The sequence below is a fragment of the Roseovarius sp. Pro17 genome, from assembly GCF_035599575.1.
Classification (GTDB): Bacteria; Pseudomonadota; Alphaproteobacteria; order Rhodobacterales; family Rhodobacteraceae; genus Roseovarius.
Map to the genome: position 1 here is coordinate 560,176 of NZ_CP141179.1, position 26,666 is coordinate 586,841.

The window sequence follows — 26,666 nt, forward strand, 5'->3', positions numbered from 1 at the left end:
AGCGAAAGGGCACCCTTGTGGTGCCCTTTTTTGCGCCTTGCGAAACAGCGGAACGCCAGTAAGCTAACAGTAGGGCGAATTTCGTGCCGCAATTATATTGCGCGCCGGCTATTGCAACGATAACAAAGTTATTCAAGCGCTAGCTAACTCGCTGGCATGGATGAATGGAAGGACCAAGATCATGGCAAGAACGGCACTCGTGACAGGCGGCACGCGCGGCATCGGCGCGGCGATCTCTAAACAGCTCAAGGCGGATGGCTGCAACGTCGCCGCGACCTATGCCGGTAATGACGAGGCTGCGGCGAAATTCACCGAAGAAACCGGGATCAAGACCTATAAGTGGAACGTCGCTGACTACGACGAGAGTGCTGCAGGCATCGCGCAGGTTGAAAAGGACCTTGGCCCGATCGAGATTGTCGTCGCCAATGCCGGAATCACGCGCGATGCGCCCTTTCACAAGATGACGCCCGAGCAATGGCATCAGGTCGTCGACACGAATCTGACCGGCGTCTTTAACACGGTTCATCCTGTCTGGCCGGGAATGCGCGAGCGCAAGTTTGGCCGCGTCATCGTCATCAGTTCGATCAACGGGCAAAAGGGCCAGTTCGCACAAGTCAACTATGCTGCGACCAAAGCGGGCGATCTGGGCATTGTGAAATCGCTGGCCCAAGAAGGCGCGCGCGCGGGCATCACCGCCAACGCCGTCTGCCCCGGCTACATTGCGACCGAAATGGTCATGGCCGTGCCGGAAAAGGTGCGCGAGGCAATCATCGGCCAAATTCCCGCAGGCCGTCTGGGCGAGCCAGAGGAAATCGCGCGCTGCGTGTCGTTCCTAGCTGCTGACGGCTCGGGCTTTGTTAATGGTTCGACCATTTCGGCGAATGGCGGCCAATTCTTCGTCTGATCTCTAGCGAAAGACAAAAAAGGGTCGGTGCGCGTTGCACCGGCCCTTTCGCTATTCTGTAGTGACTCTGTGATCAGACACCCGAAAGACGGGCAATTTCCTCTTTCAGGCGCAATTTTTGCTTCTTCATTTCAGCTACGTCCAGAGTGCTGACACCCGGCGCACGCTGCGCCTGATCGACCTTGGCCGAGAGATCCTGATGTTTCCTTTTCAGTTCCTCAATATGCGAACCCAGACTCATGAAGGCGCTCCTTTATGTTGGCGTGTGATACTAACATAGGTAGTGCAACACATAATTTCCATTCTGTCACGCCGCACGCGCAGCATAGCGGCAAATATTTGCAAAGAAATTGAGCGACTCGCCGCGCTACAACGCGTTTCAGGCGCCCTCATGCACCTCAATGCCGTTGTCGCGCAACGCACGGGCGGCATCGTCCCAATCGTGCGGATGCACCATCAGGCGTCGGGGGAAAATACCGATACCTCCCTCAAGGACGCTCATGTTTACGTCCATTTCAAAGCAGGCTATACCCTCGCCCTGAAGCAGGGCCTGAGCAAAGGCGATCGTCGCCATGTCGGTGGTGCGCATCAACTGTTTCATATGAGGTATCTAGGCGCGCGGGCTGCCCTTGTCGAGCAGCGCGAAGTTGATTGGGGTGGGTGTGGATCAGATGCTGAGCAAACCGCATGACCGGCTTGCCGCCCGGTTCGAGGCTAAACTGGACGCTGTCGGCGCGCTGATCCGCGCCCGCATGGAATCGCGTCACGCGCCCCGCATTCCCGAAGTGACGGCGCATCTAGTGGGGGCAGGCGGCAAGAGGCTGCGCCCGATGCTGACGCTGGCGGCAGCTGATATCTGCGGCTATCGCGGCGAGAACGACGAGAAACTGGCCGCCACGGTCGAGTTTATTCATACCGCCACGCTGCTGCACGACGATGTTGTGGATGAGAGCAGCCAGCGCCGCGGACGTGCCACTGCGAACCTGCTGTGGGACAACAAATCCAGCATCCTAGTCGGTGATTACCTGTTTTCGCGGTCTTTTCAGTTGATGGTCGAGACGGGCAATCTGCGTGTGCTGGACATCCTAGCAAACGCCTCGGCCACCATTGCCGAGGGCGAGGTTCTGCAATTGACCGCCGCGCGCGATCTAGCCACAAGCGAAGAGATTTATTTGCAAGTCGTGCGGGGCAAGACGGCCGCGCTGTTCTCGGCGGCGACGGAGGTGGGTGGTGTGATCGCTGGCGCGCCGGATGATCAGACTGCCGCTCTTTATGATTACGGTGACGCGCTGGGCATCGCCTTTCAGATCGCCGATGATCTGCTTGATTTTCAGGGCGACACAGCGGCGACCGGCAAGAATATCGGTGATGATTTCCGCGAGCGCAAGCTGACCTTGCCTATCATCAAGGCCGTCGCGCAGGCTGACGCAACCGAGCGCGCATTTTGGCGCCGCACGATCGAAAAGGGCGATCAGCAGGACGGTGATCTGGACCACGCTATCGCGCTGATGCAATCGCATGGCGCGCTGGACTCCGCGCGCGTCGATGCGCTGTCATGGGCGGCCAAGGCGGGCGTCGCGCTTGAGATCCTGCCGGATCATCCGGTGCGCGACATCCTCGCCGATCTGGCCGGCTATGTCGTCTCACGCATCAACTGACGCGTGTTTCAGGTCGCGTTGAGGCGCGCCGCCTCAACCCACCAACCCGCATGGCTTTCCTGCAACCGACCCGCTGCCGATGCGGCGGTTTCGGCATCGCCGTAAAGGCCAAAGCATGTCCCGCCAGAGCCTGACATGCGCGTCAGCAGGCAGCCGGGCGTTACCTCAAGCGCGCGAAAAACCTGCTCGATCGCAGGCTCAAACGCCATGGCCGGAGCTTGCAGATCGTTGCGCTGCTGTTCGAGCCAGGCAATCAGTTCGCCGGCGTCGCATCCGGTCGGTAGTGTGTCCGGCATCGGGGCATTTTCGCGATTGGCGAGCTTTGCGAATACGTCGGCTGTGCACACTTGCAGGTTCGGGTTAACCAGCACGGCGTGCAACTGAGGCAGGCCCGAGGCCGGAGTCACGCGGTCGCCGATACCACGCATGCGCGCGGCGCCTGAATCTGCGGCGCAGCACACCTTGGCATCGGCGCCAAGGGGCAGCACGTCGTCCGGAATTTGCTGGCCCGTCAGCTTGGACAGCGCGCGCAGCGTCGCCGCCGCGTCACTTGAACCGCCGCCGATACCCGCCGCGATGGGCAGCCGCTTGTCCAGAGTGATGTGCGCAGTCACGCCCATCAGGTTTGCAGCACGAATGACCAAATTATCGTCGCCCTGCGGTGTTTTGTCGGCCATGGGGCCAGTCATTTCGAGGGTTGTGCGATCGGCGCGGCGGACGGTGAGGGTGTCTCCGATATCGGCGAACATCACCAGCGAGTCCAGAAGGTGATAGCCATCGTCGCGTCGACCCGTCACGTGTAGTGTCAGATTAACCTTGGCGGGGGCAAATACCTCGGCGGTGTCTTCGTCATGGTCGTGTTCGATATATTCATCCTTCATCATTGCTCACTTTCAATGGCTTTGCGTCTTCTTCTTTCAACACTTGATCCAGCCCGACGTCCAGTTTCTTGCGAATTCGGCTGGGGTCGACATCGGGCGAGGGTTTGGCAGGGTCCGTCAGCGACAATGCGCGGCGCCATTGAAACCGCGCCTCGGTAAAGCGCCCCACAGCCCACATTGCATCGCCAAGATGGTCGTTGACAACTGGATCTACGGCATAAAGTTCCGCCGCCCGCTCCAACGTGACGACCGCCTCATTGTAGCGGCCAAGTCGGAATTGGGCCCACCCGAGGCTGTCCACTATGGCGCCGCTATTGGGTTCGGCGGCGACGGCACGCTCGATCATTTCCAGCGCCTCATCCAGCTTCTGATGTTGCTCGACCAGCGAATATCCAAGGTAGTTCAACACCATGGGTTCGTCCGGGTTCAGCTCCAGCGCACGGCGGAAATCGGCCTCGGCCTCGCTCCATTGGTTCTGCCGCTCGTGACTGATGGCGCGTGCGTAAAACACGAACCACGGCTCGTCCCCGCCGCGCTGCGCGTAGAGGTCAAGTGCGGAATCATAGGCGGTCACGGCCTTGTCGAACTGCTCATTCTGACGATAGAGATCGCCCGCCGAGGCGTGGACCAATGCGACTTGAGGATGGGTCTTGCGCAACTGCGCGACCACCCCGATCGCGCCTTCCAGATCGCCTGCACTGCGCAGCGCCTCGGCACGACCCAGCTCAGCGGTATAAAATGCGGGGTCGTCTTGCGGCACGCGCGCAAAAGCCTGCGTTGCCAGCTCGTAGCGGCCCAGCTGTTCCAGTAACTCGCCGGTCATAATCTGCGCGTCTACATCGGTGGTGTCGAGATATTCGGCCATGCGGCTATATAGCAGGACGTAATCCGCGCTGGTATCTTGCAGAAGGGCCATGCCCAATGACAGGAAAACCTCGCCGATGCCTTGTTGCGGCGTTTCTATCCGGCCCAGTTCCAGCGCATCGCCAGCGACCAGACGCGCGCGCAAATCCACGATCTGTGGGTCGGGGTCGGTGCCGAATGTGTCGTCCAGAACCTTAATTGCGTCATCGCCGCGCTCAAGCTGGCTGAGGACTTCGGCCCACGCGATGACACTGCGGCGAGTGGTCTGCATCGGCCCGTCGGTGTCGCCTGCGTAAATCTTATCCGCGCTCTCGAAATCACCGACCGAGGCCAACGCCAGCGCCTTGTGATAAATCGCAAGGCCGCGCAGCCCCGGTTCGGATGCGATAGCGTCGAACTTTTCCAGCGCCGCGGCCATGTCGCCCTTGCCCAGCATGGCCCATGCACCGATCAGGCCGTCCGCCAGCGGGCCGACGCCATGTTCGGCCTCGATGCGGGCGAGGACGGCGTCGTAATCGCCTTGCGCGACATCATCGCCCACAAGGACCATCTGAGCGACCTGGCTGCGGATGTCCGCGTCGTCCATGCGCCGCGCGATGGGCAGGGCGCGCTCGACCTCGCCAGTGGCCAGCAGCGCGCCGACCGCGCTTTCCATCAGCAGCGGATTGTCGGCGTCGGTCTTGAGCGCCTCGAGGGCGTATTTGGCTGCGGCGGCGTAGTCGCTGTCATAGCGCGCCTGACGCGTGGCGAGGTAGGCACCCGCCGCCTCTTGGGCGATGACTGGCGCGGCCAGATAGGTCGGTGCCGCCAAGGCCAGAATGGTCAGAAATCGAAATGTCACGCGCGCGGTCCCTGCTTTTGCTGTCTCGTGCCTCATTAAAGCGTTTCGCGAAAAACCGAGTCGCAGATTTTCGCGAAATGCACGCAACGCTTGTTCGGTGCATCGCATTTCGGACCATCCCTGTCTCGGGGCTGACCCGAAACGCTTTGGGCTGCAACGTAATGCGCCGCAGGCCCAAGGGCAATGCGGCCCGGCGTATCGGCGCCGGCCCGGCAATGACATGTCCGTGCGCAGCGCGCTACATGTTGGGGTAGTTCGGCCCGTCGCCGCCCTGCGGTGTGGTCCAGTTGATGTTCTGGGCCGGGTCCTTGATGTCGCAAGTTTTGCAATGCACGCAGTTCTGAAAGTTGATCTGAAAGCGCGGCGGTTTGCCGTCTTCTTCGATGAACTCATAAACGCCCGCCGGGCAATAGCGCGCCGACGGACCCGCGTATTTCGGCAGGTTGAAATCAACCGGAATACTTGGATCCTTCAGTTTGAGATGCGCAGGCTGATTTTCCTCGTGATTGGTCATCGAGAAGCTGACATTCGTCAGTCGGTCAAAGCTAAGCTTGCCATCGGGCTTGGGATACTCAATCTTCTTGTGCTTTTCGGCCAATTCGGTCGCCTCCGCGTCGTTCTTGCCGTGTTTCAGCGTGCCCAGCAGCGTAAAGCCAAAGCTGTTGGTCCACATATCCATGCCCCCCAACGCGAGCGACGCAATCAGGCCATGCCTAGACCATAGTGGTTTGACATTGCGGACTTTTTTCAGGTCCTTGCCTATGTCGCCGCCGCGCACTTCGGCCTCGTAATCGTTCAGCTCATCACCGCTGCGCCCGTCCTTGATCGCGGCGAATGCCGCCTCAGCGGCGGCCATGCCCGACAGCATCGCGTTGTGGTTGCCCTTGATGCGCGGCACATTGACCATCCCAACAGAACAGCCCAGCAGCGCGACGCCCGGCGCGACCATTTTCGGCATCGACTGCCAGCCGCCTTCGCTGATCGCGCGCGCGCCATATGCCACCCGCTTGCCGCCTTGGAGCAGTTCGGCGACCATCGGGTGATGCTTGAACCGCTGGAATTCCATGTAGGGGTAGAGGTAGGGATTCTTGTAGTTCAGATGAACAACGAATCCGACATAGACCTGATTGTTATCAAGGTGATAAATAAACGATCCGCCCCCGGCATTCTTGCCCAGCGGCCAGCCCATCGTGTGAGTGACGCTGCCTTCGCGGTGCTTTTCGGGATCGATCTCCCAGATTTCCTTCATGCCGAGGCCGAATTTCTGCGGATCGTGCCCCTTGGACAGGTCGAACTTTTGCATCACCTGCTTGGCCAGCGAGCCGCGCACACCCTCACCGAGGAATACGTATTTGCCGTGCAGCTCCATACCCGGTTCGTAATTCGGCCCCTCGCTGCCGTCAGGATTACGCCCGAATTCACCGGCGACGACGCCCTTGATGCTGCCGTCCTCGGCGTAAACCAGCTCAGAACAGGACATACCGGGAAAGACTTCGACGCCCAGTTCCTCGGCCTGTTCGGCCATCCAGCGACAGACATTTCCCATCGAAACGATGTAATTGCCGTGGTTGCTCATCAGCTTGGGCATGGGGAAATTCGGGATGCGGAGCTTGCCGCCTTCGCCCAGCAGATAAAAGTTGTCGTCCTTGACCGGCACGGTCAGCGGCGCGCCCTTTTCCTTCCAGTCGGGGATGAGGCGGTTTAGTCCGACAGGATCCAGCACTGCGCCCGACAGGATATGCGCGCCCACTTCGCTGCCCTTTTCCAACACGACGACGTCCAGTTCCGCGTCCATCTGCTTGAGCCGGATCGCGGCGCTAAGACCAGCGGGGCCAGCGCCTACGATTACAACGTCATATTCCATCGTCTCGCGTGCCGAGTCGGACATCCGAATTTCCTTTCGATTGCGGCCACAGCGGGGCAGCTTATTTGCGCATGTGCCTAGCGCGCCGCGCAGGGGTGCGTCAATTCAAACACGACGCGGCGCATAGTGCAAAACGACTTTTCGCCGCTGGTGCTGCGCGATTGCGCGCGCATAGCGGATGGCCTATTGCAAAGCCGCGCGCGCTGGGGTCATCCTTGGAGCGAATGAACAGACAAAAGACGGCCAGCGCGGCAGGGGCCGCTTTGCCGATTGAGGGAATACCATGGAAAAGTTTCCAATGACACGCGCGGGCAATGACGCACTGGGCGCCGAGCTGAAACAGCTTAAATCGGTCGAGCGGCCGGCGATCATCCGTGCCATCGCCGAGGCGCGCGAGCATGGCGATCTGTCCGAGAATGCCGAATACCATTCGGCCCGCGAAAAGCAGAGCTTTATCGAGGGGCGCGTCAAGGAGCTGGAAGGCGCGCTGGGCCTCGCCGAAGTGATCGACCCAAAGAAGCTGTCGGGTACGATCAAGTTCGGCGCGACCGTCACGCTGGTCGACGAGGATACCGACGAAGAAAAGACTTGGCAGATCGTGGGCGAGCATGAGGCGAATATCGAAAAGGGCCTGCTCAACATCAAATCGCCCATCGCCCGCGCCCTGATCGGCAAGGATGAGGGTGATAGCGTCGAGGTGCGCACCCCCGGCGGCGATCGCGCCTACGAAGTGCTCAAGATCCAGTATATTTGATTAAGGCGCCCCTTTGATGCCCACTTCCAACAGCCCCGCTGGCAGGATCGCGACAGCCAAGACTGCGACTGGCAAGGCTGCGAATGTTGCGCAGCTGCGCCTGTCAGGCACCGAGGTCGCGGCGCTCGTTCTGTCGGTGCTGTGGCTGGTGCTGGGCGCGGTCGTCTTTGCGGTGTTCGGCCTCGGCAGCTCAGACGGCGCGCTGGGCTTCCTGATCACCGCGCTGGTGATTTTCCTTCCCGTAGCGATGATCTGGGTCGCGGCCACCGCGGCGCGCACAGCGCGCGTCATGCGAGAAGAAAGCGCGCGCCTGCATGCAGCCATTGACGCGATCCGCAAGTCCTACTTGACTCAGAGTCAGGCACTGGTCGCGCCGGGTGGCGGGCAGAATTCCGTCGCGCGCAAGCTGGACGAGATTGCGGCGGCGCAGCGCAAAACCGAAACGGCGCTGGCCACATTTTCGTCCAGTCGCCCGCTGCCGTCGGTGCTGCCGCCCCATGCGACGGCGCCCGGGCCAGCGCAGCTTGCGCCGGACGACGATGCGCAGGTTGCGCTGCCGCTGGGCACCCCCGCCGAAGAGATACGCCCGCCGCTGGAGCGCGCAGATTTTATCCGTGCGCTGAACTTTCCCGAAACCGCCGAGGACAAGCTGGGCTTTGCCGCGCTACGCCGCGCGCTAAAGGATCGGTCGACCGCGCAGCTGATTCAAGCGGCGCAGGATGTGCTGACCCTGCTCAGCCAGGACGGAATCTACATGGACGATCTGCGCCCTGACATGGCCCGCCCTGAAATCTGGCGTAGCTTTGCCGGAGGCGCGCGTGGCCGCGCCATCGCGGCGCTGGGCGGTATTCGCGATCGCTCGTCCCTTGCGCTGGCAGCGGCGCGAATGAAGAGCGATCCGATCTTTCGCGACGCTGCGCATCATTTCCTGCGCCGATTCGATCAGATGTTCAGCAGCTTTGCCGACGAAGCAAGCGACAGCGACATCTCTGATTTGTCGGATACTCGGACCGCGCGGGCCTTTATGCTGCTGGGCCGGGTGGCGGGCACGTTCGACTAAGCGTCTAGTTGGTTGTGAGCGACTGCATTTGAGTACTTTCAAGAACAATGAAAGTGCGGGAGCAGTGTTCTTTCTTGACTGAAATAGCTCTGTTTGGTCGCTGTGTGCGTGCCCTCAGCCCCCTTGCGCGGCCATCCGAGACGTGCGGCGCGTGATCGACAGGCGGCGCAGAAACGCCAGTACGAAGATCGCCGTCAGGACCAGCACGATTGTCGCGGCGGGGGCCGAATCAAGGAAAAAGCTGACATAGGTGCCACCCAGCATCGACGCGGCACAGACCAGCACCGACACCCATAGCATCCGGCCAAAGCTGCGCACCGTGAGGAATGCGATAGCGCCGGGCGTGACCAGAAGGGCAACGGCCAGAATCAGGCCGACCGAGCTGAGCGTCGCCACGATGGTCAACGACAGCGCAGACAGCAGGCCATAATGCAGCAGGTTCGTTCTGAGGCCCGATGCCTGCGCCTGTGCTGGATCGAAGGCGTGTAGCAGCAGGTCGCGCCATTTGAGGGCCAGCAGGCCCGACACCGCGATGGCGATAAGGCCCGACGTCCACAGATCCTTGACCCCGACGCCCAGCATGTTGCCAAAGAGGATGTGGTCGAGATGCTCGTTCGTGTGGATCGACGTGTACATGATGATGCCTATGCCGAACATGCCCGAGAAGACGACGCCCATCACCGTGTCCTGCTTGACCCGGCTGTTATGAGACAGATACCCGGTTAGCAGCGCGCAGGTCATCCCCGCCGCGAACGCGCCGACGATCAGCGGCAGGCCCAGCATCCATGCCAGCACGATGCCCGGCAGGGTGGCGTGGCTGACCGCATCGCCCATCAACGCCCACCCCTTGAGCACCAGAAAGCACGACAGCAGCGCCGTCGGTGGCGCGACCATAAGCGCGATCCAGAACGCGTTCTGCATGAACGGGAACTGAAAGGGCAGAAGGAGTGTGTCGATCATGTCCTTGCCCCCTGCGCTGGCGCGGGTGCGTCGGTCAAGGCAGCGACAGCCCTGCGCCGCGCGGCCACCATTCCGTGTTTGGGCGCGAAAAAGAAGGCAAGAAGGAAGATCGCCGTTTGCAGTGCCACGATGATGCCGCCGGTGGCACCGTCAAGGAAGTAGCTGGCATAGGCCCCTACAAAGCTGGTGATCGTGCCGATTGCCACCGACACCACGATCAGGCGCGGAAAGCGGTCACATAGCAGATAGGCCGTTGCCCCCGGCGTCACGACTAGCGCGATCACGAGGAATGCGCCGACGGTGATCATCGCCGCGACGACGGCAGCCGACAGCAGGGCAAAGAAGACAAGCTTTAGCAGGTCGGGGCGCAGGCCGATGGTGCGAGCGTGGTTTTCGTCAAAGAAGACGACCATCAGGTCCTTCCATTTGGCAAGCAGCACGGCCAGCGCCACGAACCCGATGATCGCCAGCTGCAACGTATCCTCAGGCGTAATGGCCAGAATGTTGCCCATTATGATGGTCTGGATACTGACCGACATCGGCGACAGCGACATCATGAAGAGGCCGATTCCGAAGAAAGACGTGAATATGATGCCGATGATCACGTCGATTTTCAGGCCCGAACGACCAGACAGGAACAGCATTGCACCTGCCGCCAGCCCGCCAGCGATGAACGCCCCCAGCGCAAAGGGCAGGCCCAGCATGTAGGCCCCGGCAACTCCGGGTACGACCGAATGGCTGAGCGCGTCGCCGATCAGCGACCAGCCCTTGAGCATGAGGTAGCATGACAGGAATGCACAAACACCGCCTGTCAGCGCCGATACCCACATTGCGTTGAACATGTAGCTATAGGAAAATGGCTCTAGCAGGAGGTCGATCATTTGGAACCGTCCGGCTTGGCTACGGTGGATTTCTTGCGCCGCTCGCCGTAATGCACGAACGGGCGCTCATCATCGGTGATGATGCGCAACTCGCGCGGATCGTCGTCGTCGTGCAGCTCGTCCCCGCCAAGAGTAAAGTGACGCAGCACACCGCCGAACGCCTCTTCTAGGTTCTCGCGGGTGAACACCTCGTCGGTCGGCCCGAAGGCTAGGACCGTGCCCTTGACCAGCACTGTGCGGTCGCAGAATTCAGGAACCGAACCGAGGTTGTGGGTGGATACCAGCATCACGCGACCCTCATCGCGCAATTCGCGCAGCAGGGCGACGATCTGCTCTTCGGTTTTGACGTCGACGCCGGTGAACGGCTCGTCCAGCAGGATCACCTGACCATCCTGTGCGAGGGATCGGGCGAGGAACACGCGCTTGCGCTGACCACCAGACAGTTCGCCGATCTGACGCTTGCGATAATCGCTCATTCCCACACGGGCCAGCGCCTCGCTGACTGCCTCGTGATCGGCGGCGCGGGGGCGGCGCAGGAAGCCCATGTGGCCATAGCGACCCATCATCACCACGTCCTCGACCAGCACCGGAAAGGCCCAGTCGACCTCTTCGGATTGGGGCACATAGGCCACCAGATTGGCGGCCAGCGCCTCTTTGACGGATTTGCCCAACAGGCGGATTTCGCCGCTGGCGGCGGGGACGAACCCCATGATCGCCTTGAACAGCGTAGATTTCCCCGCGCCGTTGACCCCGACCAGTCCGGTGATCGTGCCGCGCGGTATCTCGAATGTGGCATTTCGCAGGGCAGTAAGTCCGTTGCGGTAGGTTACCGTGACATCCTTGGCCATGATGCCGCCTGCAGGCCCACCCTCGCTGGTGTCGTGCGTGTTAGGCAGTGTCTGGTCCAGCATCTGGGATATCCTCGGTCTGGTGCCGCGCATCGGCGGGGATGGATGCCGCCGCAGGCCGGGGTGGCGTGCGACCGTTCGGGGTCATGGATCGCGCCCGGCGCCCTACTGGGCGTTCGGTGCCAGGGCGTTTGCGATCGTCTCGGCATCGACGCGCAACAGGTCAAGATAGGTCGGCACCGGGCCGTCTGCCTCGCTCAGGCTGTCGACATATAGCTCACCGCCATATTCTGCGCCGGTCTCGCGCGCGACCTGCTTGGCCGGGTCGGTGTTGACCGTACTCTCGCAAAAGACGACCGGAATGTCGTTGTCGCGCACGCCGTCGATGACCTTGCGCACCTGTTGGGGCGTGCCGACCTGATCGGCGTTCATCGGCCACAGATAGAGCTCTTTCATGCCGAAATCACGAGCAAGGTAGCTGAACGCGCCCTCACAGGTGACCAGCCAGCGGTCCTCTTGGGGAATCTGGGCCACGCGCTCGCGCAGGGGGCGCATCTCATCGGTGATCTGCTGTTTGTAAGCGTCGGCGTTGGCTTTGTAGATGTGTGCGTTGTCTGGGTCATGCTCGGCAAAGGCTGCGGCTATGTTGTCGATATAGATCAGTGCGTTATCGACGCCCATCCAGGCATGCGGGTTCGCCTTGCCCTCGTAAGAGCCGGACGAGATCGAGATCGCTTCGATGCCGTCTGTCAGCGTGGCCGAGGGAATATCGCCCAGATTGACCAGAAACTGCTCAAACCACAGCTCGAGGTTGAGGCCGTTGTAGAGGATTAAATCGGCGCCGGAGGCGCGCACGATGTCCTGCGGCGTTGGATCGTAACCATGAATCTCGGCCCCCGGCTTGGTGATGGACACCACTTCGGCGGCGTCTCCGGCGACGTTCTGGGCCATGTCCTGCAGGATGGTGAAGGTGGTGACGACCTTCATTGGCGCATCGTTATCGGCAAATGCGCCGGGGGCGCACAGCGCGGTGGTCATCGCCAGAGCGGCAACCGTAGATGCGCGGAAAAATCCTGTCATTGTCAGCCTCGGTTAGATTGAAGGTGACATAGTGTAGATGCGAAGCACTCGCAAGATTCAAGCTAAATGATAATCATTCGCAAAAGAGATTTGCGCGCTCGTCGGATTGGCGCTGACGTGCGCGCTTCACCCACGCGAGGCGCGGCCTTGCATCGTGACAACGTCGTCCGATAGCCGGCGCACGCGCAGGTCGGCCCCTTCGGGCGTCACCGCCGCCTCGACCCGTACCGATTCGCCGCAGATCAGTGGGGCCGTGCCGCGATAGTCGAACCCGGCGGGCGGCGCGCCGAAAAGCGTCGCGGCCAGGTTCTGCATCCAGATCGCTTGAAGCGGGCCATGCACGACCAACCCGCTATACCCCTCGACCTCGGTGGCGTAGGGTGCATCGTAATGAATGCGGTGTCCGTTGAAGGTAAGGGCGGAATAGCGAAACAGCAGCGTGCTGTTCGGCGTCACCTCCCACCCTTCGGCATCTGGCCAAGGGCTGGCCTGCGGATATTGCGGCGAGGGGGCGTCTGGCGCCGGATCCTCGCGATAGACGATATCCTGCCGTTCGTCGATGCGAGGCTCGCCCGCAACTGAATAGAGGTGGCGCACGGCGACAAAGCCCAGTTGGCCGCTGCGCCCGGTTTTGAACGTCACATCCTCGATTGTGGAGGTGCGTGTGACGGCATCGTCGGGGGCGAGCGGTGCGATCCGCTCAATCCGTCCCCCTGCCCACATGCGACGCGGCAGGGGCAGATCGGGTAGAAAGAGGCCAGTGCGCGGATGTCCGTCGCGGCCCAAGAGGTCCGGCGCGCAGATATCCGGGGCAAGGCAAAACTCGACGCCGGGCGGCACGTCCAGCGGTGCCAGCGTGCCGTCCAGCGTCGCGCGGAATTGGCGCAAAAGGCGCTCGGGCACGTGATCCTCGCGGGTCGTGCTGCGCCCGATCCAATCGGCAAAGTCGCTGGAGCGGGTGCGGTCGGTCATGTCGTGCCATAGGATTTGGGCAGGCCTAAAACCCGCTCGGCGATAAAGCAGAGGATCAGATTGGTCGATATCGGCGCCACCTGATAGAGGCGCGCCTCGCGGAATTTACGCTCGACGTCGTATTCCTCGGCAAAGCCGAAGCCGCCATGTGTTTGCAGGCACGCCTCGGCGGCCTCCCAGCTGGCGTCGGCGGCCAGCATCTTGGCGGTGTTGGCCTCGACACCGGGATTTTCGCCGGAATCATACATTGCGGCGGCGCGATAGACGATTGCCTCGGCCGCCATCATATGCGCATGAGCCCGCGCCAGCGGGAATTGAACGCCCTGATTGGCGCCGATCGGCTTGCCAAAGACGACGCGCTCGCGCGCATAGTCCGACCCCTTTTTCAGGAACCACTTGGCATCGCCGATACATTCGGCGGCGATCAAAATACGCTCGGAATTCATGCCCGACAGGATATAGCGAAACCCTTTGCCCTCCTCGCCGATCAGGCTGGAGGCGGGGATGCGCGCGTTCTCGAAAAAGATCTCGGTCGTGGCGTGGTTGATCATGGTGCGGATGGGGCGGATTTCGACGCCGTTGCCGACCAGTTCGCGCAGATCGATCAGGAACACCGACAACCCGTCGGTTTTCGATTTGGCCTGATCGCGGGGGGTCGTGCGGGCCAGCAGGATCATGAGGTCGGAATGTTCGGCGCGGGAAATCCAGATTTTCTGCCCATTGACGATATAATCATCACCGTCGCGCTTGGCGGTCGTTTTCAGCGCCAACGTATCGGTGCCGCTGGTCGGTTCGGTCACTCCAAAAGCCTGAAGGCGCAGGGAGCCGTTGGCGATGCCGGGCAAGTAGGCCTGCTTTTGCGCGTCGCTGCCGTGGCGCAGGACCGTGCCCATCGTGTACATCTGCGCGTGGCAGGCGGCGGCGTTGCCGCCGTTTCGGTGGATTTCCTCAAGGATAACAGCCCCGGCGGTAAGGCTAAGTCCCGAGCCGCCGTATTCCTCGGGGATCATCGCCCCCAGATATCCCTCGCGGATCAGCGCCTGAACGAACTCCGCCGGGTAGGCGCGGCGCGCGTCCAGATCGCGCCAGTATTCGCCCGGGAATTCGGCGCAGACCTTTGCGACGCCTTCGCGAATGTCGCCGTAATCCGCAGTCGGATGAAAGGATGTCATCGGTTCGCCTCGCGTTTTCGGTTTGCGTGATACTTGCAGTAACGCCGGGCGCGGGCCAATAGCCGCGGGCATTGACGGCCATTGGCGCGCGCTATGCCTCTAGCTCGCCCTCCCAGATGCCGCGCTGGACCAGATCGCGCGCGACGTCCAGCGTGACCTGTGCGATGGCGTGGCAGGAGCGGCTGCTTTTGCGGGCAGGATTGGTGGCCAGATAGACGGGGCGCACCATGTCGGGATCGGTAATCGGCGCGTTAACCAGATCGCCGCGCGCAACGAAATCGCGCGCCGCAGCGGGGGCGAATATGGCATAGCCCGATCCGCGCGCCACCAGTTCCTTGATCTGGGTCATCGCGTCCATTTCGATGGTGACGTTCAGATGCACGCCACGCGGCTGGGCGTATCCCTCGATCGTCTTGCGCAGCCCATGCGACGGGCTGGGCAGGATCAGCTCCAGCTGTTGAAGATCGCGCAGACGCACCGGGGTGCCGGGGGGCGTGTCCAGCGGCCAGGCATCCGGCGCGGAAAAGAAAAACAGCCGCTCGTTCAGAACGTGGACTGTGCGAAAATGGTCAGCCTTTTGCAGATCGTAGATAATGCCGATATCGACCGTGCCGTCGTCGATCCACGTCTTGATGTAGCCGCTCATCGCCTCGATGGCGCGCAGCCGCAGATCGGGGAATTCAACGCGTACCGTCTCGGCCAAGGGCACCGACATCACCATTGACGCGGAGGGCGGGATGCCAAAGCTGATCTTGCCGCGCAGCGCGCCGCCCGCCTCGCGCATCTCGTCCAGACACTGCTCGAACGCGGCGCAGACATTGCGCGCGTGACGCAGTAACAGCGTGCCGTCATCGGTCAGAACCGTGCCGCGCGGACTACGCTCGACCAGACGCACGCCCAGCTCTTCCTCCATCCGCACGACGTTCTGCGACAGCGACGGCTGCGCCACGCCCAGCGTGCTGGCCGCCGCCGACAATGACGGCGACTCGGCGATGGCGATAAAGTAACGCAGCTGGCGGATGTCCATAGGCTGACCTGTGTAAGGGGTGCCTCAGCTAGAAGGCCCGCCTATGGATTGTCAAGCGCGGGGCCTAGCCGAAATCGACGATCTGGCGGATGGCAGTGCCATCGTTCAGCCGGTCCATGGCGACGTTGATCTCATCCAGCTTGATGCGATGGCTCAGCATTTTCTCGACCGGCAACTTGCCCTGCTCATAAAGTGAGAACATGCGCGGAAGGTCGCGCCGTGGGACACAGGAACCGATGTAGCTGCCCTTCAATGTGCGCTCTTCGGCGACCAGTTTCAGCGCGGGCAGGGACATGCGCTGATCGGGGTGGGGCAGACCTGCAGTGACGGTCAGGCCACCACGGCGGGTGATTTCATATGCCGTTTCCAGCGCCTTGACCGAGCCCGCCATCTCGATCGCGCAGTCGACGCCGCCGCCGGTCAGATCGCGCACGGCCTCGATTGTATGCTCGTCCGCCTTGATGAGGTCGGTCGCACCCATGGTGCGCGCGGCCTCCATTTTTGACTCGAACGGGTCAATGGCGATGACACGCCCGGCCCCCGCAGCCGCCGCGCCAAGGACCGCCGATAGGCCCACACCGCCAAGGCCGATTACGGCGACCGTCTGGCCGGGTTGTATGCGCGCGGTGTTGAACACCGCACCCGCGCCGGTCAGCATCGCGCAGGAAAACAAGGCCGATACGTGAGTGGGCAGGTCATGATCGACCTTGACCAGCGAGCGGCGGTCCAAGACCGCATGGGTGGCAAACGCCGACACACCGACATGATGATTGACCGGCTGGCCGTCCATTGTCAGACGGCGGTGACCCGTCATCAACTCGCCCACGCCGTGATGCTTGGCCGCACGCTCACACAGCGCTGGGCGGCCCTCGGCGCAGGGCGTGCAGGCACCGCAACCGGGGGCGAATATGCACACGACATGATCGCCCGGCTTTAGGTCGTCCACGCCGGTCCCGACCTCTTCGACGTGGCCGGATGCCTCATGCCCCAGTGCCATCGGCAAGGGGCGGGGGCGGGTGCCGTTGATCACCGACAGATCGGAATGACAGACTCCGGCGGCGCCGATACGGATCAGGACCTCGCCACGTCCGGGCTCGGCTAGGTCCAGTTCGCGCAGCTCCAGCGGGGCTTCCTTGGCGAAATCCGATGTGATTCCATCGCGCATCAGTACAGCAGCGGTGATTTTCATATACTCTCTCCCTTGACGTACCCGGTGAATTAACGGTGCCGGGCCAGACTACTCTTGCCTGTCTCATGCTTATTGCAAAAGCGCCGGACGCTCCACGAGGTATAGGCGATGGCTATGATTGAGCGAGGCACAAACTATTGGTCGCGTAGTTTAGATCGGGACTATGCTCATGTTATCATAACTTTGGGAGGATTTGTGATGCGCACTGCACGGACTGCTGCCATCGCGGCATTTGCCGCCTGCCTTGCAACCACTGCTGCCGCCGACGAGATGGCCAAGCCGGACTGGGCGACATCCAAATGGGGCCCCGAAGACGAGATCGGCGCCGCCAATACAATGACGCCCGAACGTGTGAAATCCGCCGCCGGTCTGGTCACCGAAGGCAAGGTTTACAGCCTCGGAATGATCGTTGGCAGCGATACGCCGGCCTTTCCGCCACGCACCCTTTCGGTGACGGTGCTGCAACCCAATCAGGTTTCGACCAGCGGGCTGGGCGATAACGCGTTTACCTATAACGACGACATATTTATGGGCTGGCTGGGCATTGGTCCGCAGATCGACGGTCTGGGTCATGCGGGGGTCGATCACGTCTATTACAACGGCCATACCGACGACGAATTCGCTGGCGCTGCTGGCCTTAGCAAGCTGGGACTGCACAATCTACCCGGCCTCGTCGGGCGCGGCGTAATGCTGGACATGGCCAAGTTCTACGGCGTCGATATGGTCGAAAGCGGTCGCGCCTACACAGAAGAGGATATCAAAGCCGCCGCCGACGCCCAAGGTGTGACCTTGGGTGAGGGTGATGTCGTGCTGTTCAATTCCAACTGGATGAACCTGCTGGACGGCGACGATGCCGACCCCGAGAAATTCGGCGCAACCGAGCCGGGGCTGGGCGTCAGTGGGGCCGAATACCTCGCCTCGCTGGGCGTGATGGCCGTGGGTGCCGACACCTGGGGTCTGGAGGTTGTTCCCGCCGAAGTGGAAGGTCAGGCGTTCCGCGCGCACCAGATTCTTCAGCCCGAAAATGGCATCTATATCCTTGAGAACATGGACACACGCGAGTTGGCGCACGACGGCGTTCACGAATTTCTGTTCGTTCTGGGCCATGCCCGCATCAAGGGCACCGTGCAGATGATCATCAATCCGATTGCGATCCGCTGATCGCATATCGGGCCGCCCCGGAGCGGCACGGATAAAAATCGAAAAATGGGGAGAGACCACAATGAAAAAGCTACTGATGGCAACTGCCGCGTGCGTCGCGATGCCGCTGGCCGCCTTTGCGCAGGACAAGCCCGATGCGCTAAAGGTCGGCGTGACAGCGTTCCTGACCGGCCCGGCCTCTGTGTTTGGCGTGCCCGCCAAGGACGCAGCCGAGATCATGGTCGAGGATATCAACGCCAATGGCGGCATTCAGGGCGTGCCGGTCGAGTTGACCTTTATCGACGAGGGTGCCGGCACCGAGACGCTGACAACCGAATACCGCCGACTGGTTGAAAATGGCGCCGATGCGATGCTGGCGTCGATTTCGTCGGGCAATTGCAAGACCATCGCGCCGCTGGCCGAAGATCTGCAAGTGCTGAACATCATGTGGGATTGCAGCACGCAAAAGATTTTTGAGGAAGACAGCTATAAATACGTCTTTCGCAGCCAAGCGAACGCCACCACCGAAATGCTGGCCGCCGTCGCCTATCTGCTGAAGGTCAAGCCCGACTTCAAGACCATTGCCGTCGTCAATCAGGACTATGCCTGGGGCCGTGACAGCTGGGATATCTTTCGCACGGCGCTGGGCGCATTGCGCCCCGATGTCGAGGTCGTCGGTGAGTTTTTCCCGAAATTCGGCTCGCCCGACTATTCAACTGAAATCTCGCGCCTTCAGGCGCTTCAGCCAGATATCATCCTGTCGACGTCATGGGGCGGCGATCTGGACACCTTCGTGCAACAGGCCAACCAGCGTGGGCTGACAAACGTATCGACCTTCGTTCTGCCGCTTGCCGAAAGCTCGCTTGAGCGCCTGGGCAGCAGCCTGCCAGCCGGTCACATCGTCGGCGCGCGCGGCGATCACTACTGGAACCACCCCGAGCGGCGCGATGACGAAGACTTCAAGGCGTTCATGGCCAAATTCGAAGAGAAAACCGGCGCCAAGGCAATCTATCCGGTGTTTCACATGAGCCAAGGCCTCGCAGCGCTGCAAGCCGCCTACGACAAGGCCGCCGAGGCAAAAGGTGGCGAATGGCCGAATGAGGATGAGGTGATCGCAGCCTTCGAGGGGCTGGAATTTCAGGGTCTGGGACGTCCGGTGACCATCCGCGAGGACCATCAGGGCATCGAGGCGCAGATGATGGGCACCTCCGTGCAGGCAGGCGATCTACCCTTTGCCACGCTGGAGAACATGATGATCTTTGACGGCGGCGAGCTGACCACACCGGTTGGTGAGGAATCGGTCGCATGGGTCGGTACGCTTCAGCCGGGCTGGGCCGACGGCCTGACAGTCGACAGCTACGAGAATTGATCGCACTGCGAAAATTGCTACGGGGCCTCGCTGTTTGAGGCCCCGTTCGCGCCCTCGGCTGGCGGGCTCCGGCAGGATGCGCCAGAGTGATCCGATGCCATCATGACGCCGCCATGAAACAGTCTGGACCCATATGAACCTGACCTTGTTCCTGCTCGCTTTGTTCGACGGAATCGCCTACGCGGCCCTCGTGTTTATCGTTGCCGTCGGTCTGACACTCATATTCGGCGTGATGCGCATCCTGAACGTCGCGCACGGCTCGCTCTATGCCATGGGGGCCTACCTCACGGCCTCGCTGACGACCTTCATCATATCCGCCGGATTACCGCCGATCTTTGCCTTTCCCACGATGCTGGTCTCGGCCGTGCTGATCGGCGCGTTGCTGGGTGGTCCGCTGGAATGGCTGCTGCTGCGCCGCATCTATCACAAGCCCGAAGTGCTGCAATTGCTGGTCACCTTCGCAATCTTCATGATCCTAGAGGACGTTCAGCGCCTGATCTGGGGCACGCAGCCGATATTTCAGTCCGCCGCGTTGCAACTGATGGGAACGGTGCGCGTGTTTTCGGTCAATTACACAGTCTATCAGCTGATCCTCCTGCCCATCGTCGCGGTCGCGCTGCTGGTCGGCCTGCGCTATTTTCTGCGCCGCACGGTGGCGGGCAAACTGATCCTCGCCACGACTGAGGATCGCGAAGCGGCGCAAGCCATCGGCATCGACGCCGACAAGGTGTTCCTGCTGACATTCATCGTCGGCGCTGGCCTCGCGGGCCTTGGCGGCGCGCTGGCCTCGCCGACCACGTCGATCCTGCCGGGCATCGGAGCGGACATGATCGTGCTGTCGTTTGCCGTGGTCGCGACCGCCGGATTGGGCCAGATCGAGGGCGCGGCGCTGACCGCGCTGCTGATCGGTCTGGGTCGATCCTTTGCCGTCTATGTCTGGCCCGAAACGCAGGTGCTCGTGCCTTATGTCATCATGGTTGCCGTGCTACTGGTGCGTCCAGAGGGCCTGTTTGGCAGCCCCTCGGCGCGCAAGATTTGAGGGGGCGCGGATGTCGACACGCATCATAATCCCCGCCATTCTGCTGATCCTGCTGGCGCTGGTCCCCTTCGCCGCGCCGACGCTGCAGGTGCTGCTGACGCTGGCGCTGGCCAAGGGGATCGCCGTCATGGGCGTCACCGTCCTCTTGCGCAGCGGGCAGGTGTCCTTTGGTCACGCGCTGTTTTTCGCCATCGCGGCTTATGGCGGCGCGTTTACCCTGATGCTGATGCCGGGGGCCGATCTGGTGATCGTGCTGATCCTCGGCCTCGTCGCCGCAGTCCTTTCAGGCCTCGTCGTTGGTCTTTTTGTGGCGCGCTACCGCTTCATCTTTTTTGCGATGCTGAACCTCGCGTTTTCGATGATCTTCTGGTCGATCCTCGAGAAATTCTATCACTATACCGGCGGTGCCGATGGCATGCGCCTGCCGCGCCCCACTGTCCTGTGGATGGAGCTTGAGCGGGGCGCTTACGAGCTGGTCATTTTCTACCTCGCGCTGGTACTGGCGCTGGGCCTTGGTTGGTTTTCGATGCGCTGGCTGGATTCGCCCGTGGGGCAACTGTTTCGCACGATCAAGACGAACGAGACTCGCCTGCAATACTTGGGCATGTCGCCCCAGAGGGTCATGCTGAACGGATACGTGCTATCGGCGCTGCTCTGCGGCACCGGCGGCATCCTCATGGGGCTGGTGCAGGGCGTCGTGACGCCTGAATACGCCTATTGGGTCCGCTCGGGCGAAATGGTGTTCATTGCCGTCTTGGGCGGTGCCGGATCGGTGCCGGGCGCGCTGGTAGGCGCGGCCATCTACGAGATCGTGCGCACTTACGCGTCGGCCTTTGCCGGGGATGTATGGCAGATGGTGTTGGGCGTGTTCCTGCTGATCATCATCCTCTTTGCGCCGGGTGGCATCGCAGGCATCTATAATAGCGCCATGGACCGCATCGCTGGCAAGAAGGAGGAGGGCGAATGACCCATCTGCTGGAAACCAAGGGGCTGGAAATCCGCTTTGGTGGGGTTGTCGCCGCTGACAACGTGACGCTGCAGATCGATGCGGGTAAAAACCTTGCCATCATCGGGCCGAACGGCGCGGGCAAGACGACGTTTCTGAATATCTGCACGGGCTGGATCAAACCCGCAAAGGGCAAGGTGTATTTTGAGGGGCGCGACGTCACCCCCATGTCGCCGCGCGCTATCACCCGCCTTGGCGTCGCGCGTGCGTTCCAGATACCGCAGCTGTTTACTGAGCATACGGCGCTGGAAAATCTGCTGATTGCCGCTGCCGCCCGCGACCGGCTGCGCAACCCGATCCGCGCGCTCAAGGACATTCGCGCACGCTCGGAAATGATGCACTTGTTGGAGATGATAAACTGCACCGATGTCGCGCACCGGCAGGTGGACGAGCTGTCCGAGGGCCAACGCAAGCTGATCGACATCGCCGTGGCACTGGCGCTCAAGCCCAAGCTGCTGCTGATGGACGAGCCGACATCGGGCGTCGCCAGCTCGGAAAAGTTCGACGTGATGGAAATACTGGTCAAGGCGCTGGCCGAGGCCGACGTCACCGCCGTCTTTGTCGAGCATGACATGGGCATCGTCGAGAAATACGCCGACGAGGTCGCCGTCTGGGACAGCGGCCAGATCATGATGCGCGGCACCCCGCAAGAAGTGCTAGAGGATCCGAACGTTATCCGCGACGTCATCGGAGAGGTGGCCTGATGCTGAGCTTTCACAATTGTGATGCTAAGATCGGAAATATCCCCATTTTACGTGGTTTGAATTTCACTATTCCAGCATCTGGCACGGTTGCGCTGATTGGGCGCAATGGCGCGGGCAAGACGACGCTGCTACGGTCGGTCATGGGATTTACCAACGTCACAGGCGAGATTCAGTTCGAGGGGCAGGACATATCGGGCATGGCCCCGGCCAAGCGTCCGGGCCTCGGTATCGGCTATGCGCCCGAGGATCGCCGCCTTTTCTCGGCCTTTACGGTCGAGGAGAATATCCTGTTGCCCGCGCAGGTGGCCAAGTTGGACGCGCCCACCACGCAAAAGCGGCTGGACCGCGTTTACCACATCCTGCCCGAGCTGCGCGAGATGGCCGATCGCCCAGCCGGGAACGTGTCGGGCGGACAGGGCAAGATGGTGGCGCTGGGTCGTGCTCTGATGCTGGGCACCAAGCTGATCATGCTGGACGAGCCGTTTCAGGGCCTCGCCCCGGCGCTGGCCAAACGCTATGCCGACGCGCTGCGCGATCTGCGCGATAGCGACCAGAATGTCACTCTCATCATCACCGAATCGAACCCCGCCCTGCTGCGCGGCTTTGCCAGCAAGACGTTCGTGATCGAGCGCGGCGCGGTTGCCGAAGGCACGCTCGACGACAAGAAGGAAACAGCATAATGTCAAGGGATAACATTGCCTTGCCAAAGCCTCTTAATCTAATTGGTGGCAATTGGGTGCCTGCCACCTCGGGCGACGAAATGGACGTCCGCTCGCCCATCGACGGCGAGGTGTTCAGCGCCATCGCTGCGTCTCAGGCGGATGATGTGGACGCCGCCGTCAAGGCCGCGCGCACCGCGTTTGACGAGGGCGACTGGGGCAGGTTGACCGCTGCCGAACGTGGCCGCCTGATGCAGAAATTCTCTCTGCGCATATTAGAAGAAGCCGAGCCGCTGGCGCAGCTGGAATCCCGCGACAACGGCAAGCCGATCAAACAGGCGCGCGCCGACATGGCCGCTTGCGCGCGCTATTTCGAATACTACGGCGGCGCTGCCGACAAGGTGCACGGCGAGGTGATCCCGTTCATGGCAGGCTATAACGTCCAGGTCGTACGCGAGCCCTACGGTGTTATCGCCTGCATCATCCCTTGGAATTATCCCGCGCAGATGTTCGGACGCGCGCTGGCCCCGGCGCTGGCGATGGGCAACGCGACGGTCCTGAAACCCGCCGAGGATGCCTGCCTCGCCTGCTTGCGTTTGGCGGAACTGGCGGGCGAGGTCGGCTTTCCTCTGGGCGCGATCAATGTGGTGACGGGACGCGGCGATGTGGCGGGCAAGGCGCTGTCCGAGCATCCGGGCGTCGATTTCATCGCCTTCACCGGCTCGCCCGAGGTCGGCCAGATGATTCAGATCGCGGCGGCGAAAAACTACATCGCCTGCACGCTGGAACTGGGCGGCAAATCCCCCCAGATCGTGTTCGACGACGCCGATATCGACGCCGCGCTGCCGTTTCTTGTGGGCGGCATCATTACGAATGGCGGGCAGACATGCTCGGCCGGGAGTCGCATCCTGATTCAGGACGGCGTCTATGACAAGGTGATTACGGCGCTAAAGGAGCGTTTTGAGGCCCTCGAGGCGTCGGAATCTGGCGAGGATGCTGAACTGGGTCCGCTGATCTCGGCCAAGCAGAAAATGCGGGTCGACGCCTATATCGACGGCGCAGATGCGCCGCTGATCGCGCGCGGCAAGGTGCGCGATGGCGTCCCCGGCGGCGGCTATTACGTCGCGCCTGCGCTCTTTGGCCCCGTCGATCCGCACTCGAAAATTGGGCAGGAAGAGGTCTTTGGCCCCGTCCTCTGCGCCATGAAATTCAAGGATGAGGCGGACGCGATCCGCATTGCCAACGATACCGAATATGGCCTGATGGCCTCGGTCTGGACCCGCGATGGCGGACGTCAGCATCGTGTCGCCAAGGCGCTGCGCGGCGGGCAGGTCTATATTAACGGATTCGGCGCGGGCGGCGGGATCGAATTGCCCTTCGGCGGCGTTCGTAAGTCGGGGCATGGCCGCGAAAAGGGTTTTGCCGCGCTGCTGGAATTCTCGCAGATCAAGACGATCATCAACAAGCATGACTGAGGAGGCGCATATGCGACTGAGGGGTAAAACGGCACTGGTGACGGGCGCGGCCTCGGGCTTTGGCAAGGGGATCGCGGAATTGTTCGTGGCCGAAGGCGCGAAGGTTGCCATCGTGGATCTGAACGAAGAGGGTGCGCGCGCCGTGGCTGATAGCCTTGGTGACAAAGCGATCGCGATTGGCTGCGACGTGTCGGATGGTGCGCAGGTGGCCGACGCGGTCACGCGGGTTGCCGAGGAGTTCGGCGGGCTGGACATCGTGGTAAACAACGCGGGCTGGACCAACGCCAACAGCCCCTTGATGGAGACGGACGAGGCGACATTTCGCAAGATCTATGATGTCAACGTGCTGTCGATTTTTCATATGACCAAGGCATGCGTGCCGATGTGGCGCGAGCAGGGCAGTGGCGTTATGATCAATATTGGCTCGGTCGCGGGTATCCGTCCGCGCCCCGGCCTGACATGGTACAACTCGTCCAAGGGCGCGGTGAACCTGATGACCAAATCGCTGGCTGTGGAGTTGGCGCCCGACAAGATCCGCGTGAATTGCGTGGCCCCCGTGATGGGCGCAACGGGCCTTTTGGAGCAGTTTATGGGGATGCCCGACACGCCTGAAAACCGCAAGAAGTTCATCGCGACCGTGCCGCTGGGCCGTTTGTCCGAGGCGCGCGATATCGCGAATGCGGTGCTTTATCTAGCCTCAGACGATGCCGATTTCATCACCGGCGTGGTGATGGAGGTCGATGGCGGGCGTACCATCTGACGCCTTGCTGTTGCCGTCAAAATCAGGTCCGTGCCCATTGGCGCGGGCCTGTTTCGTGGATGGAGTTTCCTTTGGTGTCGACGGCGACTGTCACTGGCATATCCTCGACTGTGAACTCGCGGATCGACTCCATGCCCAGATCGCCATACGCGACGACGCGTGCGGCCTTGATCGCCTGTGATACGAGGTAGGCCGCACCGCCCACGGCAATGAGATAGACCGCACCATGACGGCGGATCGCGTCGATCGCCTCGGCCCCGCGCTCGGCCTTGCCGATCATGAGTTTTAGGCCGGTAGCAGCCAGCACTTCTTCGGTGAACTTGTCCATGCGGGTTGATGTGGTAGGGCCGGCGGGACCGATCACTTCGCCGGGGATCGCGTCGACGGGGCCAACGTAATAAAGCGCGCGATCCCTCAGATCGACGGGCAATTCGCCCCCCGCGCGCAGGGTTTCGACCATGCGCTTATGCGCGGCGTCGCGACCAGTATAAAGCTTGCCTGACAGCAGCAGCGTCTCACCCGGCGTCAAGCTGGCAAGCACGTCGTCCGTCAAATCATCCAGTGAGATATGCCTGCCGATGGGGCCTTGTCCCTCTATTTCGGGCCAGAGCGACAGGTCAGGTGGGGCGAACGTCGCGGGGCCGTCGCCTGTAAGCATAAAGTCGATATGCCGCGTCGCCGCGCAATTCGGGATAAGGGCAACTGGCATTGACGCGGCATGGGTCGGAAATGTCGCGATCTTGACATCCAGCGCGGTGGTGATGCCGCCGAGCCCCTGCGCGCCGATTCCCAAGGCGTTGATGCGGTCAAGGATATCCAAACGCATCTCTTCGATGCGATTCTGCGGCCCGCGCGCGCGAAGATAGGTGATGTCTATCGCCTCGTTCAGAGATGCCTTGGCCATCGCCATAGCCTTGTCCACGCTGCCGCCGACGCCAATGCCCAATATGCCTGGCGGGCACCATCCCGCGCCCATCTGCGCGACGCGATCGACTACCCAATCCGCGACGCTGGCCGAGGGGTTCAGCACGGCGAACTGAGTCTTGTTCTCGGACCCACCGCCCTTGGACGACACTGTCACATGTACGGAATTGCCCGCCACCAATTCGGTTTGCACCATTGCGGGGGTATTGTCGCCGCTATTACGGCGGGTATCTAGCGGATCGACCACGACCGACGCCCGCAGCGGGTTCGTCTCCAGCAGCCATGCCCGCCGCACGGCGTCGTCGATCATGTCCTGCATTGGGCGCGTCCAGTCAGTGCGCGCCTCGACGCCGACCTCGACAAAGACATTGGCGACGCCGGTATCCTGACAGATTGGCCGGTGGCCGGTGGCGCACATGCGCGAATTGATCAGAATCTGCGCGATGGCCGCCTTGGCCGAGGGGCTTTGCTCAGCATTATAGGCATCCGCCATGGCTGTGATGAAATCTGGCGGGTGATAGTATGAGATGTATTGCAGCGCCTCTGCGATGCTGTCCACCAGATGCGCTTGGGTAATGCGGTCGCTCATGCGGCCAACTGCCTGCCGCGATCGACGGGCACAAAAGGCGGCAAGG

At 61.7% G+C, this 26,666-nt stretch carries 26 protein-coding genes; 12 read left to right on the plus strand and 14 right to left on the minus strand.

From position 1 onward, the window contains the following. Positions 1–181 precede the first annotated feature (181 nt). Complete coding sequence (phbB, locus tag U3654_RS02740) at positions 182–904, plus strand: acetoacetyl-CoA reductase (RefSeq protein ID WP_324753829.1); 723 nt, start codon at positions 182–184, stop codon at positions 902–904. Positions 905–977: 73 nt separating this feature from the next. Here the strand turns inward: phbB and U3654_RS02745 are convergent, their stop codons facing one another. Further along, a complete protein-coding gene (locus U3654_RS02745) occupies positions 978–1,145 on the minus strand; it encodes a YdcH family protein (protein ID WP_324753830.1) in 168 nt (55 codons plus the stop codon). A gap of 138 nt (positions 1,146–1,283) precedes the next feature. Continuing rightward, complete coding sequence (locus tag U3654_RS02750) at positions 1,284–1,505, minus strand: DUF2007 domain-containing protein (protein WP_324753831.1); 222 nt, start codon at positions 1,503–1,505, stop codon at positions 1,284–1,286. Positions 1,506–1,575: 70 nt separating this feature from the next. On the opposite strand from U3654_RS02750, the gene U3654_RS02755 reads away from it, so the two are divergent. After that, positions 1,576–2,562, plus strand: coding sequence for a polyprenyl synthetase family protein (locus tag U3654_RS02755; RefSeq protein WP_324753832.1), 987 nt, complete (start codon positions 1,576–1,578; stop codon positions 2,560–2,562). Between the two features lie 8 nt (positions 2,563–2,570). Here U3654_RS02755 and U3654_RS02760 read toward each other — a convergent pair whose 3' ends face one another. The 3 genes from U3654_RS02760 to U3654_RS02770 all read right to left on the minus strand — a co-directional run bounded on the left by U3654_RS02760 (position 2,571) and on the right by U3654_RS02770 (position 7,036). Then, on the minus strand, positions 2,571–3,446 hold the full coding sequence (locus U3654_RS02760; RefSeq protein ID WP_324753833.1) for a 4-(cytidine 5'-diphospho)-2-C-methyl-D-erythritol kinase: 876 nt from the start codon (positions 3,444–3,446) through the stop codon (positions 2,571–2,573). Then, complete coding sequence (locus tag U3654_RS02765) at positions 3,433–5,148, minus strand: tetratricopeptide repeat protein (protein ID WP_324753834.1); 1,716 nt, start codon at positions 5,146–5,148, stop codon at positions 3,433–3,435. The genes U3654_RS02760 and U3654_RS02765 overlap by 14 nt, the downstream gene beginning before the upstream one ends. A gap of 238 nt (positions 5,149–5,386) precedes the next feature. Beyond that, the gene (locus U3654_RS02770) at positions 5,387–7,036 is read right to left on the minus strand and encodes an electron transfer flavoprotein-ubiquinone oxidoreductase (protein ID WP_324753835.1); all 1,650 of its coding nucleotides are present in this window, start codon (positions 7,034–7,036) and stop codon (positions 5,387–5,389) included. Positions 7,037–7,295: 259 nt separating this feature from the next. Here U3654_RS02770 and greA point away from each other — a divergent pair, with 259 nt between their 5' ends. Together greA and U3654_RS02780 are read left to right on the plus strand one after the other, a co-directional pair. After that, complete coding sequence (gene greA / locus U3654_RS02775) at positions 7,296–7,766, plus strand: transcription elongation factor GreA (RefSeq protein ID WP_324753836.1); 471 nt, start codon at positions 7,296–7,298, stop codon at positions 7,764–7,766. Between the two features lie 16 nt (positions 7,767–7,782). Then, entirely contained in the window at positions 7,783–8,826 is a 1,044-nt protein-coding gene (locus U3654_RS02780) for a hypothetical protein (protein WP_324753837.1), read from the plus strand. A gap of 114 nt (positions 8,827–8,940) precedes the next feature. On the opposite strand, the gene U3654_RS02785 is transcribed toward U3654_RS02780, so the two are convergent. The 8 genes from U3654_RS02785 to U3654_RS02820 form a co-directional block, all read right to left on the minus strand. After that, positions 8,941–9,786, minus strand: a complete 846-nt coding sequence (locus U3654_RS02785; protein ID WP_324753838.1) for a metal ABC transporter permease — start codon at positions 9,784–9,786, stop codon at positions 8,941–8,943. Beyond that, entirely contained in the window at positions 9,783–10,667 is an 885-nt protein-coding gene (locus U3654_RS02790; RefSeq protein WP_324753839.1) for a metal ABC transporter permease, read from the minus strand. The genes U3654_RS02785 and U3654_RS02790 overlap by 4 nt, the downstream gene beginning before the upstream one ends. Continuing rightward, complete coding sequence (locus tag U3654_RS02795; RefSeq protein WP_324753840.1) at positions 10,664–11,578, minus strand: manganese/iron ABC transporter ATP-binding protein; 915 nt, start codon at positions 11,576–11,578, stop codon at positions 10,664–10,666. Before U3654_RS02795 ends, U3654_RS02790 begins: the two co-directional genes overlap by 4 nt. 102 nt (positions 11,579–11,680) lie before the next feature. Continuing rightward, positions 11,681–12,595 (minus strand): metal ABC transporter substrate-binding protein, encoded by a 915-nt coding sequence (locus U3654_RS02800; RefSeq protein WP_416384545.1) that lies wholly within the window; start codon positions 12,593–12,595, stop codon positions 11,681–11,683. A gap of 126 nt (positions 12,596–12,721) precedes the next feature. Continuing rightward, the gene (locus U3654_RS02805) at positions 12,722–13,567 is read right to left on the minus strand and encodes an FAS1-like dehydratase domain-containing protein (protein ID WP_324753841.1); all 846 of its coding nucleotides are present in this window, start codon (positions 13,565–13,567) and stop codon (positions 12,722–12,724) included. Beyond that, on the minus strand, positions 13,564–14,739 hold the full coding sequence (locus U3654_RS02810) for an acyl-CoA dehydrogenase family protein (protein ID WP_324753842.1): 1,176 nt from the start codon (positions 14,737–14,739) through the stop codon (positions 13,564–13,566). Before U3654_RS02810 ends, U3654_RS02805 begins: the two co-directional genes overlap by 4 nt. Before the next feature lie 91 nt (positions 14,740–14,830). Beyond that, positions 14,831–15,766: a LysR family transcriptional regulator gene (locus tag U3654_RS02815; RefSeq protein WP_324753843.1), complete on the minus strand. Its 936-nt coding sequence runs from the start codon at positions 15,764–15,766 to the stop codon at positions 14,831–14,833. A gap of 64 nt (positions 15,767–15,830) precedes the next feature. Next, positions 15,831–16,955: a zinc-dependent alcohol dehydrogenase family protein gene (locus U3654_RS02820; RefSeq protein WP_324753844.1), complete on the minus strand. Its 1,125-nt coding sequence runs from the start codon at positions 16,953–16,955 to the stop codon at positions 15,831–15,833. Between the two features lie 198 nt (positions 16,956–17,153). On the opposite strand from U3654_RS02820, the gene U3654_RS02825 reads away from it, so the two are divergent. The 8 genes from U3654_RS02825 to U3654_RS02860 all read left to right on the plus strand — a co-directional run bounded on the left by U3654_RS02825 (position 17,154) and on the right by U3654_RS02860 (position 25,107). After that, positions 17,154–18,116 carry a cyclase family protein gene (locus tag U3654_RS02825; protein ID WP_324753845.1) on the plus strand — a complete coding sequence of 321 codons (963 nt, stop codon included), beginning with the start codon at positions 17,154–17,156 and terminating at the stop codon, positions 18,114–18,116. Positions 18,117–18,177: 61 nt separating this feature from the next. Further along, the gene (locus tag U3654_RS02830) at positions 18,178–19,464 is read left to right on the plus strand and encodes an ABC transporter substrate-binding protein (RefSeq protein WP_324753846.1); all 1,287 of its coding nucleotides are present in this window, start codon (positions 18,178–18,180) and stop codon (positions 19,462–19,464) included. A 133-nt stretch (positions 19,465–19,597) separates the two neighbouring features. Next, positions 19,598–20,503, plus strand: coding sequence for a branched-chain amino acid ABC transporter permease (locus tag U3654_RS02835; RefSeq protein ID WP_324753847.1), 906 nt, complete (start codon positions 19,598–19,600; stop codon positions 20,501–20,503). A gap of 10 nt (positions 20,504–20,513) precedes the next feature. Then, a complete protein-coding gene (locus U3654_RS02840; RefSeq protein ID WP_324753848.1) occupies positions 20,514–21,470 on the plus strand; it encodes a branched-chain amino acid ABC transporter permease in 957 nt (318 codons plus the stop codon). Next, positions 21,467–22,213, plus strand: a complete 747-nt coding sequence (locus U3654_RS02845) for an ABC transporter ATP-binding protein (protein ID WP_324753849.1) — start codon at positions 21,467–21,469, stop codon at positions 22,211–22,213. The genes U3654_RS02840 and U3654_RS02845 overlap by 4 nt, the downstream gene beginning before the upstream one ends. Beyond that, positions 22,213–22,893, plus strand: a complete 681-nt coding sequence (locus U3654_RS02850; protein WP_324753850.1) for an ABC transporter ATP-binding protein — start codon at positions 22,213–22,215, stop codon at positions 22,891–22,893. Before U3654_RS02845 ends, U3654_RS02850 begins: the two co-directional genes overlap by 1 nt. Beyond that, complete coding sequence (locus tag U3654_RS02855; RefSeq protein ID WP_324753851.1) at positions 22,893–24,347, plus strand: aldehyde dehydrogenase family protein; 1,455 nt, start codon at positions 22,893–22,895, stop codon at positions 24,345–24,347. The genes U3654_RS02850 and U3654_RS02855 overlap by 1 nt, the downstream gene beginning before the upstream one ends. 10 nt (positions 24,348–24,357) lie before the next feature. After that, positions 24,358–25,107 (plus strand): SDR family oxidoreductase, encoded by a 750-nt coding sequence (locus U3654_RS02860; RefSeq protein WP_324753853.1) that lies wholly within the window; start codon positions 24,358–24,360, stop codon positions 25,105–25,107. A gap of 22 nt (positions 25,108–25,129) precedes the next feature. Here the strand turns inward: U3654_RS02860 and U3654_RS02865 are convergent, their stop codons facing one another. Next, a complete protein-coding gene (locus U3654_RS02865) occupies positions 25,130–26,620 on the minus strand; it encodes a fumarate hydratase (RefSeq protein ID WP_324753854.1) in 1,491 nt (496 codons plus the stop codon). Between the last annotated feature and the right edge of the window lie 46 nt (positions 26,621–26,666).